Origin of the sequence: Anaerocolumna xylanovorans DSM 12503 (assembly GCF_900143645.1) — a bacterium.
Classification (GTDB): Bacteria; Bacillota; Clostridia; order Lachnospirales; family Lachnospiraceae; genus Anaerocolumna; species Anaerocolumna xylanovorans.
In genome coordinates this window covers 46922-63159 of record NZ_FRFD01000006.1, presented here as the reverse complement: position 1 = coordinate 63159, position 16238 = coordinate 46922, and the positions used below count along the sequence as shown (strand labels likewise).

Annotated in this window: 10 protein-coding genes and 1 other annotated feature; of the genes, 3 read left to right on the top strand and 7 right to left on the bottom strand. The window is 41.9% G+C overall.

Going from position 1 to position 16238, the window contains the following annotated elements:
- Window position 1: 1 nt before the first annotated feature.
- The 3 genes from BUF11_RS10795 to BUF11_RS10785 form a co-directional block, all read right to left on the bottom strand.
- Window positions 2-2371 carry a valine--tRNA ligase gene (locus BUF11_RS10795; RefSeq protein WP_073588865.1) on the bottom strand — a complete coding sequence of 790 codons (2370 nt, stop codon included), beginning with the start codon at window positions 2369-2371 and terminating at the stop codon, window positions 2-4.
- A gap of 71 nt (window positions 2372-2442) precedes the next feature.
- Window positions 2443-2704 (bottom strand) — a binding site (T-box leader).
- Between the two features lie 72 nt (window positions 2705-2776).
- Window positions 2777-3601 (bottom strand): acyltransferase domain-containing protein, encoded by an 825-nt coding sequence (locus tag BUF11_RS10790; RefSeq protein WP_084558601.1) that lies wholly within the window; start codon window positions 3599-3601, stop codon window positions 2777-2779.
- 82 nt (window positions 3602-3683) lie between these two features.
- Window positions 3684-5798, bottom strand: coding sequence for a methyl-accepting chemotaxis protein (locus BUF11_RS10785; protein WP_073588864.1), 2115 nt, complete (start codon window positions 5796-5798; stop codon window positions 3684-3686).
- Between the two features lie 608 nt (window positions 5799-6406).
- Here BUF11_RS10785 and BUF11_RS10780 point away from each other — a divergent pair.
- Window positions 6407-6877: a metal-dependent transcriptional regulator gene (locus tag BUF11_RS10780; protein ID WP_073588863.1), complete on the top strand. Its 471-nt coding sequence runs from the start codon at window positions 6407-6409 to the stop codon at window positions 6875-6877.
- A 5-nt stretch (window positions 6878-6882) separates the two neighbouring features.
- Here the strand turns inward: BUF11_RS10780 and BUF11_RS10775 are convergent, their stop codons facing one another.
- From BUF11_RS10775 to BUF11_RS10765, 3 genes are all read right to left on the bottom strand, one after another.
- A complete protein-coding gene (locus BUF11_RS10775) occupies window positions 6883-8349 on the bottom strand; it encodes a S41 family peptidase (protein ID WP_139243388.1) in 1467 nt (488 codons plus the stop codon).
- Window positions 8350-8510: 161 nt separating this feature from the next.
- The gene (locus BUF11_RS10770; protein ID WP_073588861.1) at window positions 8511-9605 is read right to left on the bottom strand and encodes a slipin family protein; all 1095 of its coding nucleotides are present in this window, start codon (window positions 9603-9605) and stop codon (window positions 8511-8513) included.
- Window positions 9606-10053: 448 nt separating this feature from the next.
- Complete coding sequence (locus tag BUF11_RS10765) at window positions 10054-11286, bottom strand: RtcB family protein (protein WP_073588860.1); 1233 nt, start codon at window positions 11284-11286, stop codon at window positions 10054-10056.
- A 188-nt stretch (window positions 11287-11474) separates the two neighbouring features.
- Between BUF11_RS10765 and BUF11_RS10760 the strand changes: the two genes are divergently transcribed.
- Both BUF11_RS10760 and BUF11_RS10755 read left to right on the top strand, forming a co-directional pair.
- The gene (locus tag BUF11_RS10760; protein ID WP_073588859.1) at window positions 11475-12704 is read left to right on the top strand and encodes a WYL domain-containing protein; all 1230 of its coding nucleotides are present in this window, start codon (window positions 11475-11477) and stop codon (window positions 12702-12704) included.
- Window positions 12694-13695: a WYL domain-containing protein gene (locus tag BUF11_RS10755; RefSeq protein ID WP_073588858.1), complete on the top strand. Its 1002-nt coding sequence runs from the start codon at window positions 12694-12696 to the stop codon at window positions 13693-13695. Before BUF11_RS10760 ends, BUF11_RS10755 begins: the two co-directional genes overlap by 11 nt.
- A 90-nt stretch (window positions 13696-13785) precedes the next feature.
- On the opposite strand, the gene BUF11_RS10750 is transcribed toward BUF11_RS10755, so the two are convergent.
- Complete coding sequence (locus BUF11_RS10750; protein ID WP_073588857.1) at window positions 13786-16065, bottom strand: glycosyl hydrolase family 18 protein; 2280 nt, start codon at window positions 16063-16065, stop codon at window positions 13786-13788.
- Between the last annotated feature and the right edge of the window lie 173 nt (window positions 16066-16238).

Below are 16238 nucleotides of genomic sequence, written 5' to 3'. Positions count from 1 at the left end.
ATCAGCTTCTTACAATAATTTTCTTAGCTCCGGTACAGGCCTTTATATCCTTTTCGGAGCTTTCAAAATACCTTGCCATATGGGGAGGAGCAGTAATGATCAGCTCCTCAACCTCCTCCTTCATGGAAAGCTGCTTTTCTGCCTTTCTCCTTCTTACTTCTCCAATTACCGTCTGGAGGCGCTGTCCGAATTCCAGGATATCCCTATCCTCTGCTTCTGTATTCCATAAAGTCTGATGAAGAGACATCTCCGGCTCAAAGGAACAAAAGAACTGCTGATAGATATATTCCGTCATATGCGGTGTATAAATGGCATAAAGCTTTAATATGCCAAGGAGGCTGTGATAGAGCGCATACTGGCCGGATTGCCGCTCCCTCTCTCCATGCTTTTGCGGCTGGTATAGGCGCTCCTTTACAATCTCAATATAATCATCGCAAAAATCCCTCCAGAAGAGTTCGTCTATTACATGCCTTGCCTGCCCTATCTCATAGTGTTCCAGAAGCTCCTGCGCCTGCCTTGCAGCTTCACTCACTCTCTGCAGAATCCACCTGTCAACAGGCAGGAAAGCAGTTCCTTCTTTCTTGTAATCCTCCAAATGCATGATACAGAAATTAGCCGCATTATAGAGCTTGGTAAGAAAGCGTTTGGATATCTTTAGCTCCTCCTCCGTAAAAAAGGTGTCCGTACCCAGCTTTGCATTGGCTGCCCAGTAGCGGATGGCATCTGCCGAATGTTTCCGGATTAAAAAGGCCGGTGAAAGAGACGCGTTATTCTGGGATTTACTAAGCTTTTCACCGGGCTTTGCCAGAACGAAGCCGCTTACCATAATATCCTTCCAGGGTATTTGCCCGGTATGGTAAATGCTTTTTACAATGGTGTAAAAAGCCCAGGTTCTGATAATCTCATGTGCCTGGCTTCGCATACCCATGGGGAAGATTTCGCTGTGAGTATCTTCCCTCTCCCCAAAGCCTGAATTGATAAAAGGCGTAACAGAAGAGGTAGCCCAGGTATCAAATACTGCTGTTTCCGGAATGACTTCACTGAAATCCCCGCAGCCGCAGTCACAGGGATGAGGCGGTTTATCCTCCAGTGGATTGACCGGCAGCTGCCACTCCTCTGCCAGTATGGGCTTATGGCATTTCTTACAGTACCATACGGGAAAAGGTACACCAAAATATCTCTGTCTTGAAATGCACCAATCCCATTTTAAATTCTCTACCCATATCCGGTAGCGGTTCTTCATATACTGGGGATACCAATTTATTTCATCGGCTGCCTTTAAAAACTTTTCCTTTTCTGTGGTGATATCAATATACCATTGGGCTGAAGGCACAATCTCGATTTCTGTTTTGCACCGCTCATGGATTCCAACGGTATGGATAATTGGTTCTTCTTTTATTACCAGGCCCTTTTCTTTTAGCCTCATTATAATCTCTTTCCTTGCCCCCTTAATTCCCATTCCTCCGATAAAAGGAACATCTGCACTTATTCTTCCTTCCTCTGTAACAACCTTTTTATAGGGAAGCTGATATTTCTGATACCATTCCACATCCGTGGCATCACCAAAGGTCGCACACATTACCGCTCCGGTTCCTTTCTCCATTGATACTCCTTCATCCGCCATAACAGGAATCTCAAAGTCATACAGGGGTACCTTTACGCTAAGTCCGATATAATCCCGGTACCTTTCATCCGATGGGTTTACAAAGATGCATACACAGCCGTACAGAAGCTCCGGCCTGGTGGTAGCAATAATAAGAGGAACAGGCTCTGCCCCAAAGGAGAGATAGTAAAATACCGACTCCGTATCTTTTGAATCTAACTCTGCCTGGGCAATGGAGGTCCGGCATTCCGTACACCAGAGTACCGGTGACTCCTTCCGGTAAGCTTTTCCTTTCTTTGCAAGCTCCAAAAAGGAGCGCTGGGATATTCTTCTGGACTTTTCTGATATAGTCTGATAGGTAAGGTTCCAGTCCACGCTAAAGCCCAGGCTTTTCCACATGTCTATAAATTCCTCTTCATAATTCTTTACCGTATCCAGGCACTTCTTATAGAATTCACCAGGGTTTACTTCCCCTGCCCTGATATTTCCTTCTCTTTCTACCAGCCGTTCCGTAGGAAGTCCATTATCGTCAAAGCCAAAGGGATAGAATACATCAAAGCCCTGCATCCTTTTGTACCGGGCAATAATTTCTGCCTGGGTGTAGGAAAATACATGACCGATGTGAAGGCTGCCGCTTACTGTAGGCGGCGGTGTATCTATGGAAAATACTTTCTTATCCCTTCCGTTCTGATAGGTATATATTCCCTCCTTTTCCCACAACTCCTGCATTTTCTTTTCTGCTTCCGTAAAATCATACTTCTTATCCATTCTCGGATACCTCCTGTAATATCACTTACAAAACAGACAAAAAACGCCCTAAGCAACTTGATCAGTAAATTGCTTAGGGCGAAACGTGTCCGTGGTACCACCTAATTTCAGAATAGAATTCTGCACTTAATACAATACGGGAATACATAAATTCCGATATCGCTTTCCCTGATAACGGTGGAAACTTCCGTTGGAGTCTACTTAAAAGATATTATCTTTGTTCGGTCCAAAGCTCAAAGGCTACTTCCATGCTCCCATCACGAAGATTTTCACCAGCCATCTTCTCTCTGTTCATCCGGAATAACATGTACTCCTCCTCGTCAACGCTTTTGTCTGTGTTTGTTGGATATCATTTTAACATTTTATATCGGGGTGTCAAGGGTAAATAATCATTTTTTACAACATTTATTTTATCTCTGTATCCGCTTTGATATATCCAAAGGCAGTTCCGATTTTTCCGCCTTCTTTTAAGTGTTTTTTAATATTTCTCTGTAAAGAGGTATTCTCCGGCAATTCCTCCAATGTCAGATTCGAATTCTTATATACCCATTCCAGATAGGAGGGATTCTCCTTATCCCATTCCGTAATGGTAAAGTCCTTCTGGAAGCTTAGGATTCTGGAATCAGCCGGTAATACATCTTTTAAGCCTGGGGATAGCATCCAGGAGTCACAGATATAATATTTATAAGCAAAACCAGGATAGTATTCTTTAAAGAATTCCTTTGACCAGGTATAAGAAGCCACACAATTCTCTCTTGTGATTGAGGCATCGGAAGGAATATGCACACTGATTACGTCCTCACCTTCCCACTTCTCCACTTCAAATTCCAATTCGCCAAGACGGAATTCCTCCATGGAGAGCTGTCTTGGTGTCCACCACTCTCTGTCAAAGCCATAGGAACCGTAGCTTGCCATATGCTCTTTTACAAATCTGGAAAAGCAGGCAAAGGTATCATAAAAAACCTTATCGCTGATGCCCTTCTCTTTATATTTTTTATAAGTATCAAGACCCATAACAAGCATGCAGGTAAGCATTTTATAATTATTCTTATCCTCACCAAAGACCTTCCGCAGTTCTCCTAAGCCTTCCTGCCATAAAGAACGGCGGTAAAGTTTGCAGACGGAAGGCTCAAGGGCTTTCATATCCAGCTCTTTCTCAAGCTCCAATACGATGTTTGTAACTTCCTCCGGCATCTTAATACCGTCACATATATCTTTTAATAAAATCATACTCTGTCTCCTGTTTCCATTATTGTACTATTAAGTATAGCATGTCCTTAAAAGTACTGCAACCATCCAGATTACAGAGCTGTTACATTTGGAACTTATCAACAATTTGCTTTAACTTTCTGGAACTTTCCTTCGTTTCAGAGGATAGCTTTAACACATCACTGGCGCTGACAGCGGCAGAACCTATACTTTCAGCTATATTTAAGGTTCCCTTCGCTGATTCATTGTTCGCTCCGGCTATCTCTTTTAATGCATTTACAGAATTATGCATCGTATCCGTAAGCTCTTCGGAAATAGACCTGAACTCATTTACCATATTATTTATATATCCGGCATCTTCATAATATTGTTCACCCGTTGTAACCATCAAATTGTAGTCCGGGATAACCTGTGTATGAAGAAATGCAAGGATTCTCTCAGCAGCCTTAATAAGATCCTCTACTGAAGCGACCGTCAATGAAGTATAGCTTTGTATCTCTGTTACAATCCGCTCAGTGTCAGCGGCCAGGTTTTTTATTTCGGAAGCTACTACCGCAAAGCCACGTCCGGCTTCACCTGCTCTGGCTGCTTCGATTGCTGCATTAAGTGACAATAGATTGGTCTGAGACGATATCTCCAGTACAGCATTTGCTAACGCATGTATCTTCTCTACTGCCTTTGACTGTTCTATTGCCTGCTGCATGGCACCATTTACCTCTGAACTGGTAAGCTTTGCTTTCTGATAGGATTCCTTGGCATCTTCCTTTAACTTTGTTGCCCTGGTGCTGATTTCCTCTGCTTTCGTGGCACCATCCTTCGCTTTCTCGGCCATGGTCTCTGTTGAACGCATAACATCACCGGTAGAATCCAGCATATTCTGGGTAATGGCAGCTGTTTCTTCCATACCGGCAGATAGCTCCTCTGTGGTGGCAGATATGCTTTCAATCTCATTGTTTAAGCCGATCATATCCCGTTCCGTACTCTCGGCTGTCTCATCCACGATGCCGGTCTCATTGAGAATTCTTTTAACAATTCCCCTCAAAAACTTCTGTGTAACATCTGCGGATCTGGTAAGCTCACCGACCTCATCCTCGGATTTCAATAATTTTGCAGGTATCTCCGCAGACAAATCCAACTGCGCTATATGCCTTAGTACTTTTGATACTGCCGAAACCCTGTCAGCAATCCTTTTACTTAAGAAATAGCCCGCAATGCCTGCGAGAATAATTGCGATCAGTGCGACAATCCCAATGGTAGCCGCAACATTATATAAATTCGCCAACACCTCTTTTTCCGGAGCAGATACACCAAGAATCATCCCGTTATCCAGCTTATAAAAGCCAGCCCAGGATTGCTTTCCATTAAAAAGAATCTTTTCAGAGAAAAGTCCCTTTTTATCTGCCTCCTGTACCGCAGAAGTGCCCGTTCCATATACTACTGCATTAAAGGCGGTTCCAGACTCTTGCTTAGGATCTACAATATAGTTGTGGGAGCTGTTTAGCAAAAAGGAATATCCTGTATCATAAACATCTGTTCCGAGGATAATGGACTGCAGATCATCAAAAGCAATATCAATACCGGCAACCCCGACTAATTGTTTATCAAGATATATGGGCATTGTATAGGATATCATATGCTGTAAGGAATAAGAGTCCGTATAAGGGTCAATCCACATACCTTTTCCGGCTTTTACGGGTTCATAATACCACTTCATATCTTCATTGGTTTCAACATAATCATTAATTCCATATTCATTAGTACTCATCTCTACTGCCTGTGTTTCTATGTCCCGGCTGTAGGCTACATCATAATAACCTCCGGTGAAGGATTCCTCAAAATTTATGTACAAGCCAAGAATATCTTTATTTGCACCTGCCATGGATTTAATGGTCTGGGAAAGAGTATTGACATAGGCCTCCATATAGCCGTCATCTTTTACACTCTTTGTGTCTATCTGATCTGCAACTATTTGCCCCAATTCAGAAACAGTAGTTTCAATTTTGCTCGTATGAGTCTGAAATTCATGCCCCTTATCTGAGGCCACCTGTGTAAGATAATCTCTGGCATTCTGTTCTGTCACACTTGACACCTTTAACCAAACGGCAGCTGATACAACAAGTGTCAATATTAAACAGCACAGCATGATTGTCATTACAATTTGATTCTTCAGTGACTTAATCTTGAGCTTTCCCTTTATGGTACCTTTGCTTTTTGTCATATGAATTACACTCCTTGTATTAGTGTGAAATAAAAGACATTTCACACCCTGATTTGAGGCAGTAAATCATCTGCAAGCAGACAATTTATGCCATGGGAGCTAGTGTGAAATAAAAGACATTTCACACCCTGATTTGAGGCAGTAAATCATCTGCAAGCAGACATTTTATGCCATGGGAGCTAGTGTGAAATAAAAGACATTTCACACCCTGATTTGAGGCAGTAAATCATCTGCAAGCAGACGATTTATGCCATGGGAGCTAGTGTGAAATGGTCTTTTCGCCCCGGTAAATGTTAATACCCGTTATAGCCTGAATCCTGCTCACAACAGTGCTATCAACCTCCCATCAAAGTGTATATTTCTCTGCCAAATAATCTAAGCGAGTGTTTCTTCTTCATTATAATTAGCATCACAGCCATCTTGGCATCACGGTCTGGTATTATTTTACAGCCTCCTCCAATGCTGTCAAATATTTTATACGCCAAATTATACACTGAATATTTTCAGAATACAATAGTGGAATATCGGTATTTTCTTACTATATATTTCCATGTCTTACTTTTGTCTTCCAAACATATAATGAATAAATAACTGTTAGGATAGTAGCCATGTCAGATCAGGAGTTTTACACCTTTCGGGAATATTTAAGAACCGATCATGACGATTTGTCCCCCTCCGCCGAAGATTATCTGGAAATGATATATCGCCTGTCAAAGGACAGCGGCTACACCAGAGCCGGAGACTTGGCCCAGGCATTGAATGTACAGCCCCCCTCCGTAACCAGTATGGTAAAAAAATTAGCAGAAATGAGCCTTCTTAAATATGAAAAGTACGGCGTAATCATACTGGAACCAAATGGCCTTGTAAAAGGAAAAGCCCTTTTGTGCCGGCATGATTTGGTAGAGAACTTTCTGAAATTCTTAAATATCAAGAGCAGTTTACTGGAGGAAACAGAAAAGATAGAACATACCCTCAACGATGAAATACTCACCAGCATAAGAGATTTATTGGATTTTTTTCAAAGCAATAAAGCTATAGAAGAAGAATTCGCGCAATTCCGCAAACGAAAGCATCCATAATATTTCTATAACTGCTGATATAATACGGTTAATGCATCCTTGCTATCACAAGGAACATCCGGTATTACCCATTTATCTTTTATTGCAGGGTCTGCTCTGAAAAATTGTTTGGTGGATACCTGAAAATAAAGCTTTGAGTTTGGCATCCTGAAAATCGCAATATCCCCATAGCCATATGCATTATTTCCGGGAGCTTCCCCAATGATTACACCTAACCGGTTGTCCTTGATGTGTTCCGCAAATTGCATGGCAGAGCTAAAAGTTCCAACGGATGTGAGAATATATACCCTGCCGCTGAAAGTGAGGTCTGAATATTTATGATTTACTTGGATATTATGCTTATTGTTTATGTTGAATAAGCCCAATCTCCACTTATCCGTAGACACTTTATAGGTATCAGTATCCAGATATTTGATAAATTCATCTGCCACAAGGGAGTTGCCGCCTCCATTATCCCGGATATCAACTGCAACATTCTTAATGTTCTTTTCTTTTACTTCCGAAAACATTTTATTCAGGCAATCACGGTATTGCTTGTTGTAATTGCAGGCGGTAAGTGTGAGAAGGGCCAGACTTTTGTCTTCCTCTATGGAATAAGAAACAAAATTCTCCTTCGTCTTATTGTCATCTTTTATATTGTTATACTTAATATATTCACCGTAAGTAAGAAAATCCTTTGCATAGCAGGTTTTTTCAACTGTGTTGCCATTATCGTTTTTATAGGTAAATACAATACCGTCAGAGATGGGAATGCCAAGAAAATCCAATCCTTCCAAAGAAAGAAGACGTATTTTCAACATTTCTTTTCCAAGGCTCTCCGCTTCATAGGAAAATAAGCTGTTCTTTTCCTGGAAGAGCTTTTCCATGGAAATACCGTTTACCTTGGTTAAATCATAATTACCTGCTTTCAGTTCTGCTCTATATTTTAAATAATGAGGAGTCTTGTAGTTGGCATAGGCACAGGTATGTCCATCACCAAGGGTTGACAGAATGCTTTGTGTCTTTTGCCAGAGCATGGAAACCGTAATATGGCTGCTGCTTTTAAGTTCCGATACTGCTTTCTCATATGCGGCTGTAAAGTTATCGGGAGCATTCTTTCGAAATAGGGGATGGTCCTTTTTTATGTATTTTAACATATAATCGATATCTTCCTTTGCCTGCTTATAACTGATTTCGCGGTTATAATCCTCTGTGCTGCTATTTGCTCTAAAGTTGTAGCTATTCCAATATGGATTGCAGTAAAGGCCAAAGAGGGAGAAGCACACAGTCAGTAAGGTAATAGCAGTGATAAGGATTTTTCCGCCTCGTTTTGCATTGGCTTTCAGGTAAAAAAACACAAGGTTAATAACCGTAAGAGCTATATTACATCCAACGACCCATGCCGGGACAGAAGCCACCAGTAAATCAAATAGTATTAAACCGATTGACAATACCAGTAAAACCGGACAAATTACGAAATACCGTTTTTTCATAAACTTTCCTCCGTTACAGCTGCTATAATAGATGCTACGATTATATCCTATCCGGCCTGCAATTTCCACCAGTTTTTGTATCCCAAGTAAATTTTTAACTTTCAAGTTCAAAAGAGCAACAATAAAACCCACAGATTATAAAATCTCCGTGGGTCTTATCTCTATCTCTTTGCATATAAAATGTCACTAAGCTGACCTAACAGGTTTCCGTTTCCGATTGAAATACTGCCTACCTTATCACATATTTTCTCAAGATACTCCAGTTCCTTAAGCTTATACAATGTGGTATTTTCCTCCATGAGCTTTGCAGTATTAAGAAGGCTTCTTGTGGAGGCGACCTCTTCCCGTCTGGATATAACATTGGCCTGGGCGTTTTTCTCTGCAATCAGGACCGTATTCATGATATCTCTTATTTCACCGGGAAGAATGATATCTTTTAGTCCTGCGTCCGTAAATTCAATGAACAGGCTATCCTGCTTTTCTCTTAACTTCTCAAGTACAAATCCTGCCAGACTGTCCTTTTGCTCCAGCAGCTCGTCAAACTTCAACCGCCCTACATACTCCCTTAATACCAGCTGAGTTGTAACATAAATCTGGGTCTTATAATCCTTGAGCAGGTTGTTGATATTGACTGCATCCGTAATCTTATAGGTACAGACAAAATTCAATCGCAAAGTTACCTTATCTGCTGTTAATATCTCCTGGCTGTTCACATCCAACTGTTGTGTACGCATATCCACAATCTGGCAGGATACCTTAACAGCCGAATTCCAGAAACAGTGACTGCCAGGAGATAATTCTCCCTGAAACTTACCGTCAAAATAGAGTAATCCTGTCTCTCCTTCCGCAACAGTCATCTGACTATACAATCTTGAAGGAACAATCGACATCATTTCCTTTGGTAAATTAACAGCCGGCTTGCTGATATCAATCAGCTGAAAAGAATGTTCATGGAATATTTTCCAGAAATAATATGTACCGGGATTTAATGCCTCTACTGCTCTGCCATCCTCGTAATGCAGGGCAAAATGCAAGTCAGGCACTTCAATCATTGCCACGCTGTTTACGAAATTTATATCCCTTAGCAATACATTGATATCAATATCTTTTATGTTTATCATACGGGAGACCGTTGTCTTAAAACAGGTTTCGCCAAAGAGCGAAGTCACATCATGTCTGCCAGGTACCAGCATGCGTTGGAACATGCCGTTTCTAAACAGAAAGCCCCTTTCATTTTCATTGATAATTACTTTCATCTTAACTTCTTTCCTTTCTTAATTTTTAGAATTTGCGTAAATACCCACATAAATCCCTGGGGAGTATGGCTTGAGCAGCTAAATGTTTTATCCGGTTTTCATACAGTTTATGAACATGGGATAAGTCTTTTGCTGCGGTATCCGCCCTGCTGCAGGCCCGGATTCATGCTGTGACGCACAATTTCTACGCCACCGGGTATCTACACTCTTTCTGATGTTTATACACTTGACAGGTGTATTGGTGTGGAGTTGAACCACAGATCGTTAATCTTACCTTAATTACCTTAACCACTTGGCTAACCCTATAATGGGTATGGGGGTCGAACCGCCATCCCCTCTTAAATCCCGTCTGTCCGGTACACAGCTAAGCAAAAGCTTCCTGCGCCGCAAGGAAGAAAATCCTATGCTAAAACAAACAGACTATATCATGGCCTACGCCAAAATACCGTTATCCTTTTACAACGCCGATTGTTTTCAGCCGTTTTACCGGTTTTACCAGATCCCTTTGGTTTTCCATTACTTCGTCTATATCCTTATAGGCAAAACGGCTTTCCTCGGCCACGTCCTTTTTATTGAACTTTCCTAAAACGACGTCCTGTTTTTGTAAATCACCCATAACTTCCTCTGTTGTAAAGGCCGCCATGGCACCTTTTCTGGAATATCTTCTGCCTGCCCCATGGGAGGAGGAATGAAAGCTCATATCATTTCCCAAGCCTTCTACCACATAGCTATAGGAACCCATAGCACCGGGAATAACTGCAAGTTCACCTTCTCTTGCCCTTGTTGCTCCTTTGCGGTGAACCCACACCTCTTTGCCGTAATGCTGTTCCAAGGACGCATAGTTGTGATGGCAGTTGATTTCTGTTGTATATTCAATGCTTAAACCGGTATACTTACTAACCCATTTATCCACAATTGCTTTCACTGCAAGCATCATGCGAAGCCTGTTTTCCTCCGCAAAATCCAGTGCAAGATTCATCCAGTTAATATATTGCCTGCCCTCTTTTATATCCACCGGCAGAAAAGCCAGACGATATTCATCCGGCACCTGACTGTGCCATTTCTGGTTCAGTTCTCTGGCCTTGTGATGAAAAGCATCGCACACCTGCTTACCGAAATTACGGCTTCCGGAATGAATCATAATACCAAGATAACCTTCTTCGTCCTCCTGTAACTCGATAAAATGATTTCCGCCGCCAAGAGTGCCAATCTGAAAGAATCCCGCATCCAACTGTCCTAATAACTCGCCGTTTTCTTCATATTTATAAAGCTCCTCAAGGGCTCTATCAAGAGTATTACAGGGTTGTTCATGGGTATGGTGTTTAAAGCCTGTGGGAACATTCCTTAAGATATCTCCCACGATAGCCTGTATCAGCGTGCCGCTTCCTGTCTGGATATTTTTGATTTCTTCCACAGGGATATTGGTTCCTGCAAATGCCATGCCGCATCCAATATCTACCCCGACTGCATTTGGAATAATAACATCCTTGGCAGCAATAACACCTCCGATTGGCATTCCCATTCCTGTATGGGTGTCCGGCATCAATGCGACCCATTGATGTAAAAAGGGCAGTCTGGAAAGATTATATGCCTGCTCCAGACAACTTTCATCTATACTTTTTCCATCCTCCAGCCATACTTTAATAGGTATACAGGTATTCTTATCCGCAATAACAAACATACAATCACTTCCCTTCATTCTTTATTGTCTGTATCTGTTTGCTATGTTATGATATTAACATGTATTTTCACTGCAATCATTTAAAAAAGTTTGCGAAAATAGGGATTAGATTGAAAAATGCATTGCATTTTTCAAATTTCTATTTAAGCAGTATCGCAAGTAAACTTGCGATATGCATGGAGATTAGTATGGGAGAATTTCAGGAACTGATTCGAAATTTTGATAAAATAAGGGATTACATGCGGGATTTTTATATTTACGGTTTTAAATCCCGCAGTGATTTTACGCACAAATCTGCCCGTACTTACGATAATGAGAAGCGCCGGATTGAAAGCTATATAGGGGAATACATGAAATGGGAGTATACAAAATCCGGAAAGAATCTGTTTATTTCCATGGATTGTTCAAAGGTGCCGGTAAATCCTCTCTATGCCGCCTGGAAATCCAAAGCTTTTACAAACAATGATATTATGCTGCATTTTTATATTCTGGATGCACTTAAAAATAAGGAAATTTTTTCCATCGACAAACTAACTGATGTTATTTGCAAAAGGAGCGATCAGATTTTTGACATCCAGACCGTCCGCAACAAGTGCAATGAATACCATACACTGGGATTGATAGCAGCAAAAAAGCAAGGGAAATCCCTCTATTACAGCCTGTCCCCCGATAACTTTGAGCATATGCTTACTATGGCACCCGGTTTATCAGACGCAGTTAAATTCTTTCAGGGCGCCACAGCCTTTGGGGAAATCGGCAGCTTTATCATGGATAACCAGAATACCCTAAATGGCCTCTTTTCCTTCAAACATTATTATGCCGCACATACTCTGGAAGATGCAATTCTGCTGGATTTGCTTTCTGCTATCAGAAACGGACAGGCAATTGAATTCTTAAACTACAATGAATCCGGAACCCGGATTTCCACTTTGGATGGTATTCCTCTAAAAATCTTCATCAGCGCTGCGACCGGAAGACGTTATCTCTGTGTCTATAAAACCAGAACAAAGCGTTTCTTCAACTACCGGCTGGACCACATAAAAGCAGTTAAAACGCTGGGATTCTGTAATGATACCAAGAAGCACTATGAGAATCTTATGAAAAATCTTCCTAATATATGGGGAGTAGGCTTTGGCGGTGAAAGCCGTATGGAAATTGTCTGTATGAAGCTGTCTATTAACGAGGAAACCGAAGCTTATATACTGGAGCGCATTGTTCGTGAGGGCCATGACGGTGAACTTATACGCCTGGAGCCGAATGTTTTTCTATATACAAAGGAAATGTTTGATTCCAATGATATCTCTCCATGGCTTAAAACCTTTACGGGAAGAATTATACAGCTGGAAGGAACAAACCAAATTGTTATCGACCGTTTTTACAAGGATATTAAAAGGATGAAAGAAATGTATGGGAACTAACAGCGATTTATTTTCAGAGGTTTATGGCTGCTATTATTCAGTAGTAGCAAAGATTTTGGAACAGGCGGGGGACGGTATCTCAAAAAGTGATATTGAAAAACTGGTCAACTCCCATGCCTTTTATGACAGTGCCTTTCACCTGCTGCCAAAGCTTTTTTCCGATGAGTGGAGTTTGCTTAAAAGGCAGGCAGACGGCAAATACTATTCAAAGCTCCAATGGCCAGACACCAGACGGCCCATGACAGGCCTTGAAAAAGCGTGGTTAAAGGCTCTCCTCTTGGACAGGCGAATCCTTCTGTTTGTGGCTCCGGACGAGTTGGCTGCACTGAAAAGTGCACTTTCTGATATTCCGCCCCTCTTTTTAACAGAGGATTTTCATACATATGACCTGGCAGCCGATGGTGACCCTTATGAAGATGAAACCTATATTCAGAATTTCAGGTCGATCCTAAAGGCCTGTGTTACAAAATCACCGGTATATATTCAGTATGAAAGCGGTAAACAAAGACGGCTGGCCAGAAATATTGTTCCTTATCATATAAATTACTCCGTCCGGGACGATAAGTTCCGCCTCCTTGGGGTCCTTCTTAAAGGGGATGGACGTCATAAAAAAGTCACATTAAACTTTGCACGAATCCGCTCGGTTGAATCTTCCACTGCTGTCCTACCGGTCCATTTCAACGCAGAAAAGTATTTTGTTCAGAAAACCCACGCTACTCCCATTGTACTGGAAATTTCCGAAGAGCGGAACGCACTGGAGCGTTTTATGCTGCAATTTGCCTCCTGGGAAAAGCAGACAGAATATGATGAAGAAAAGGAATGCTATACTTGCAGGATTTATTACGACAGACAGGATGAAACCGAACTTCTGATACGCATTCTAAGCTTTGGCCCGGTCGTAAAGGTATTGGGCCCGGAAGGTTTTCTTACGCAAATCAAAGAACGGATAAACAGGCAATACCGATTAAATATCGGGGAAAATGACTTTTAAAAATAAAAACAACACAGACAGAGAAGAAGCATTTTAACTGCTGCTTTTCTGTCTGTGTCATTTATACCAGACTAATATTAGTTTTCTCTGTTAACCGATCAGGGTCCAGGAGGAATCAGCTCCTGGTACGGAAGTCGTCCACCAGTTCGCTTTATATTTCACACCGTTATATAATACAATATCGCCGCTGACATAAGCTTTTCCTGCTACGTAATTAACAGAACCATCGGAATTTGACGTTGTCTTCATTTCCCAAGGTCCGTTTGCAGTGCCTGGTGCAGTACCCTGTGTCCACCATTTGCACACATAAGTTACACCATTATATACTACCGTATCTCCCGCAGTATAAATCTTTGATGCATCATAAGTATCTGTGCCAGGGGTTACCGTTGGTGTTACAGTAGGAGTTACTGTTGGTGTTACTGTAGGGGTTACCGTTGGCGTCACGGTTGGCGTTACCGTAGGGGTTACTGTTGGCGTCACGGTTGGCGTTACTGTTGGCGTCACGGTTGGCGTTACCGTAGGGGTTACTGTTGGCGTTACTGTCCCGTTTCCCTTATAAATTATCTGCTTGCTAATTTCAACACCGGCCGGTGTAATTCTTTGAGCAAGCTCGATACTTGCGATGTCAGAAACATCTGCCGTGCCTGTAACTGCTAACTGGATCGTGACTGTAGCACCCTGTCCAATAAGCTTGTTATCATAAACCACAGCCATATCAGCAATGCCGTAACCGTTGGAATTCGTAACAGTTCCGCAGCCATAGCCGGATGCGCTGAAGGTTGCACCGCTATTTGTCTTAATATATAACTTAGGAGCCTTAACTGTTTCTCCCGCCGTCTCAACTAAAGATAAAACTTCGCCGGATTCATTGGCAGTTGCATTATTCTTAATTGTAATCGTATATACATTTCCGCTTGCTGTAATAGAAGAACTTACATCTAATGCACTGGCAGGAAGTGAATAGGCAGGAAGAGCACCGGAACCGAAAAGTCCCTTTTTGATTGTTGAAACCAACTCGTCTCTTTTGCCTGATGCAGTGGTTTCTGCATCCTGGGAAGCCATCCAGGAAATCATACCGCCAAGATTATTAGCCTTTACGTAATCTGCCTTCGCAGTTATGCTTCTAACATTATCATAGGTAAAGAAAGCACCGGTTGATGCATTATACAGATAAGGTGCTTTTGCAACATCATCCCAGTATTCAACCAGTCCGGGGTATGCAGCTTTAAGCTTGCTAAGAGAGCGGTAACTCCAAACACCGCCGCGATGTCCTCCGTCACCAACGGAAAGAGCTGCCTCATTTGCCGCTCCTCTGGTAGCCGTCAGATCCGCATCCTTTGCACAAAGTTCAGCAGCCCCAAACAAGCCCGGTAAAGAGGAATTGGAACCTGCACTTACTTTTTCCCATCCTCTTGTATAGAATGCTGCACCCACTACGATCTTCTGGGAAGGAGCACCCTTTGATAATAAGTATTTCACACAGCCATCGATAGAATATCCGGAACTTGCATACGGATCAGCCGGATTGCTGTAAAGAGGCGTCTGATGTCCGCTGTATTCATCCCATGAACCACGAAGGTCATAGGTCATCATATTGGCAAAATCTACAACTGAGAATAATTGCGGAATATCAATACCCTCTTCCAGATTAGCCTTTGATGCTGATAAGGCAACAGATAACTCATAGGTACGTCCAAGTGCGGCTCCCTGAGCATCTAATTGTTTTCTGAATTCCTTTAATAACAGAATATAATTTGCTTTATCTGCCGGAGAAGCGTTCGGGGTACCTTCATCCTTGGCATTATCTACAAGGTCAGGACTGCGTTTGGAACAGGGATACTCCCAGTCAAGATCCACGAAATCCATATTGCAGTATTTTATGAACTTACAAACATTTGAAACAAATGCTTTTCTTGCTGTTTCACTGGCTGCTACGGCTGAAAAATCTCCGGACCTGGACCAGCCGCCAAGGGAAACACCAATACGAAGATTGGGATTCTCAGCGCGAAGCTGCTGAAATGCATTTAATACACCACCGTTAGCGGCTCCCCATGTAACGCCGTCCATACCGACCGGTGCGCCGGTTGCTGCATCTTTATCCGTGAATATCAGATTACCGGATGAATCAAAGTCAAGAAATGCAAAATTTAAATGTGTTATCTGATCCGCTGCAATTCCTTTCGGATAAAAATTGCCCTGGCCGCCCCAAATAGACCAGTCACCATAGTACAACACGTTTCTCAATGTTCCGGTTGTCTGAGCCTCCGCCGTCTTTCCACTAACAGCCGGAAACTGTACAATCCCTGTTACCAAAAGAGCCAGAGCCGCAATAAATACGACTGCTCTTTTAAAAAACAGTTTTTTCATTAATACCTACCTCCTGATTTTATTTTTTCCCGAACAACTAGTCTCTGCAAGGAAACATTTTGTGGAAATCAGAATAGCATATTCTGTCATATTTGTAAATAATTTGTTTAAAATAGTTATAAATGCACATTTTTAGACAAGTTTTTAAGACAAAATAGACAAAAAAATCATAT

What these genes read in the sequence shown, in the direction of transcription:
- BUF11_RS10795 (WP_073588865.1), bottom strand. Translation starts at nt 2,371, where the DNA reads ATGGATAAGAAGTATGATTTTACGGAAGCAGAAAAGAAAATGCAGGAG.
- BUF11_RS10790 (WP_084558601.1), bottom strand. Translation starts at nt 3,601, where the DNA reads ATGATTTTATTAAAAGATATATGTGACGGTATTAAGATGCCGGAGGAA.
- BUF11_RS10785 (WP_073588864.1), bottom strand. Translation starts at nt 5,798, where the DNA reads ATGACAAAAAGCAAAGGTACCATAAAGGGAAAGCTCAAGATTAAGTCA.
- BUF11_RS10780 (WP_073588863.1), top strand. Translation starts at nt 6,407, where the DNA reads ATGTCAGATCAGGAGTTTTACACCTTTCGGGAATATTTAAGAACCGAT.
- BUF11_RS10775 (WP_139243388.1), bottom strand. Translation starts at nt 8,349, where the DNA reads ATGAAAAAACGGTATTTCGTAATTTGTCCGGTTTTACTGGTATTGTCA.
- BUF11_RS10770 (WP_073588861.1), bottom strand. Translation starts at nt 9,605, where the DNA reads ATGAAAGTAATTATCAATGAAAATGAAAGGGGCTTTCTGTTTAGAAAC.
- BUF11_RS10765 (WP_073588860.1), bottom strand. Translation starts at nt 11,286, where the DNA reads ATGTTTGTTATTGCGGATAAGAATACCTGTATACCTATTAAAGTATGG.
- BUF11_RS10760 (WP_073588859.1), top strand. Translation starts at nt 11,475, where the DNA reads ATGGGAGAATTTCAGGAACTGATTCGAAATTTTGATAAAATAAGGGAT.
- BUF11_RS10755 (WP_073588858.1), top strand. Translation starts at nt 12,694, where the DNA reads ATGGGAACTAACAGCGATTTATTTTCAGAGGTTTATGGCTGCTATTAT.
- BUF11_RS10750 (WP_073588857.1), bottom strand. Translation starts at nt 16,065, where the DNA reads ATGAAAAAACTGTTTTTTAAAAGAGCAGTCGTATTTATTGCGGCTCTG.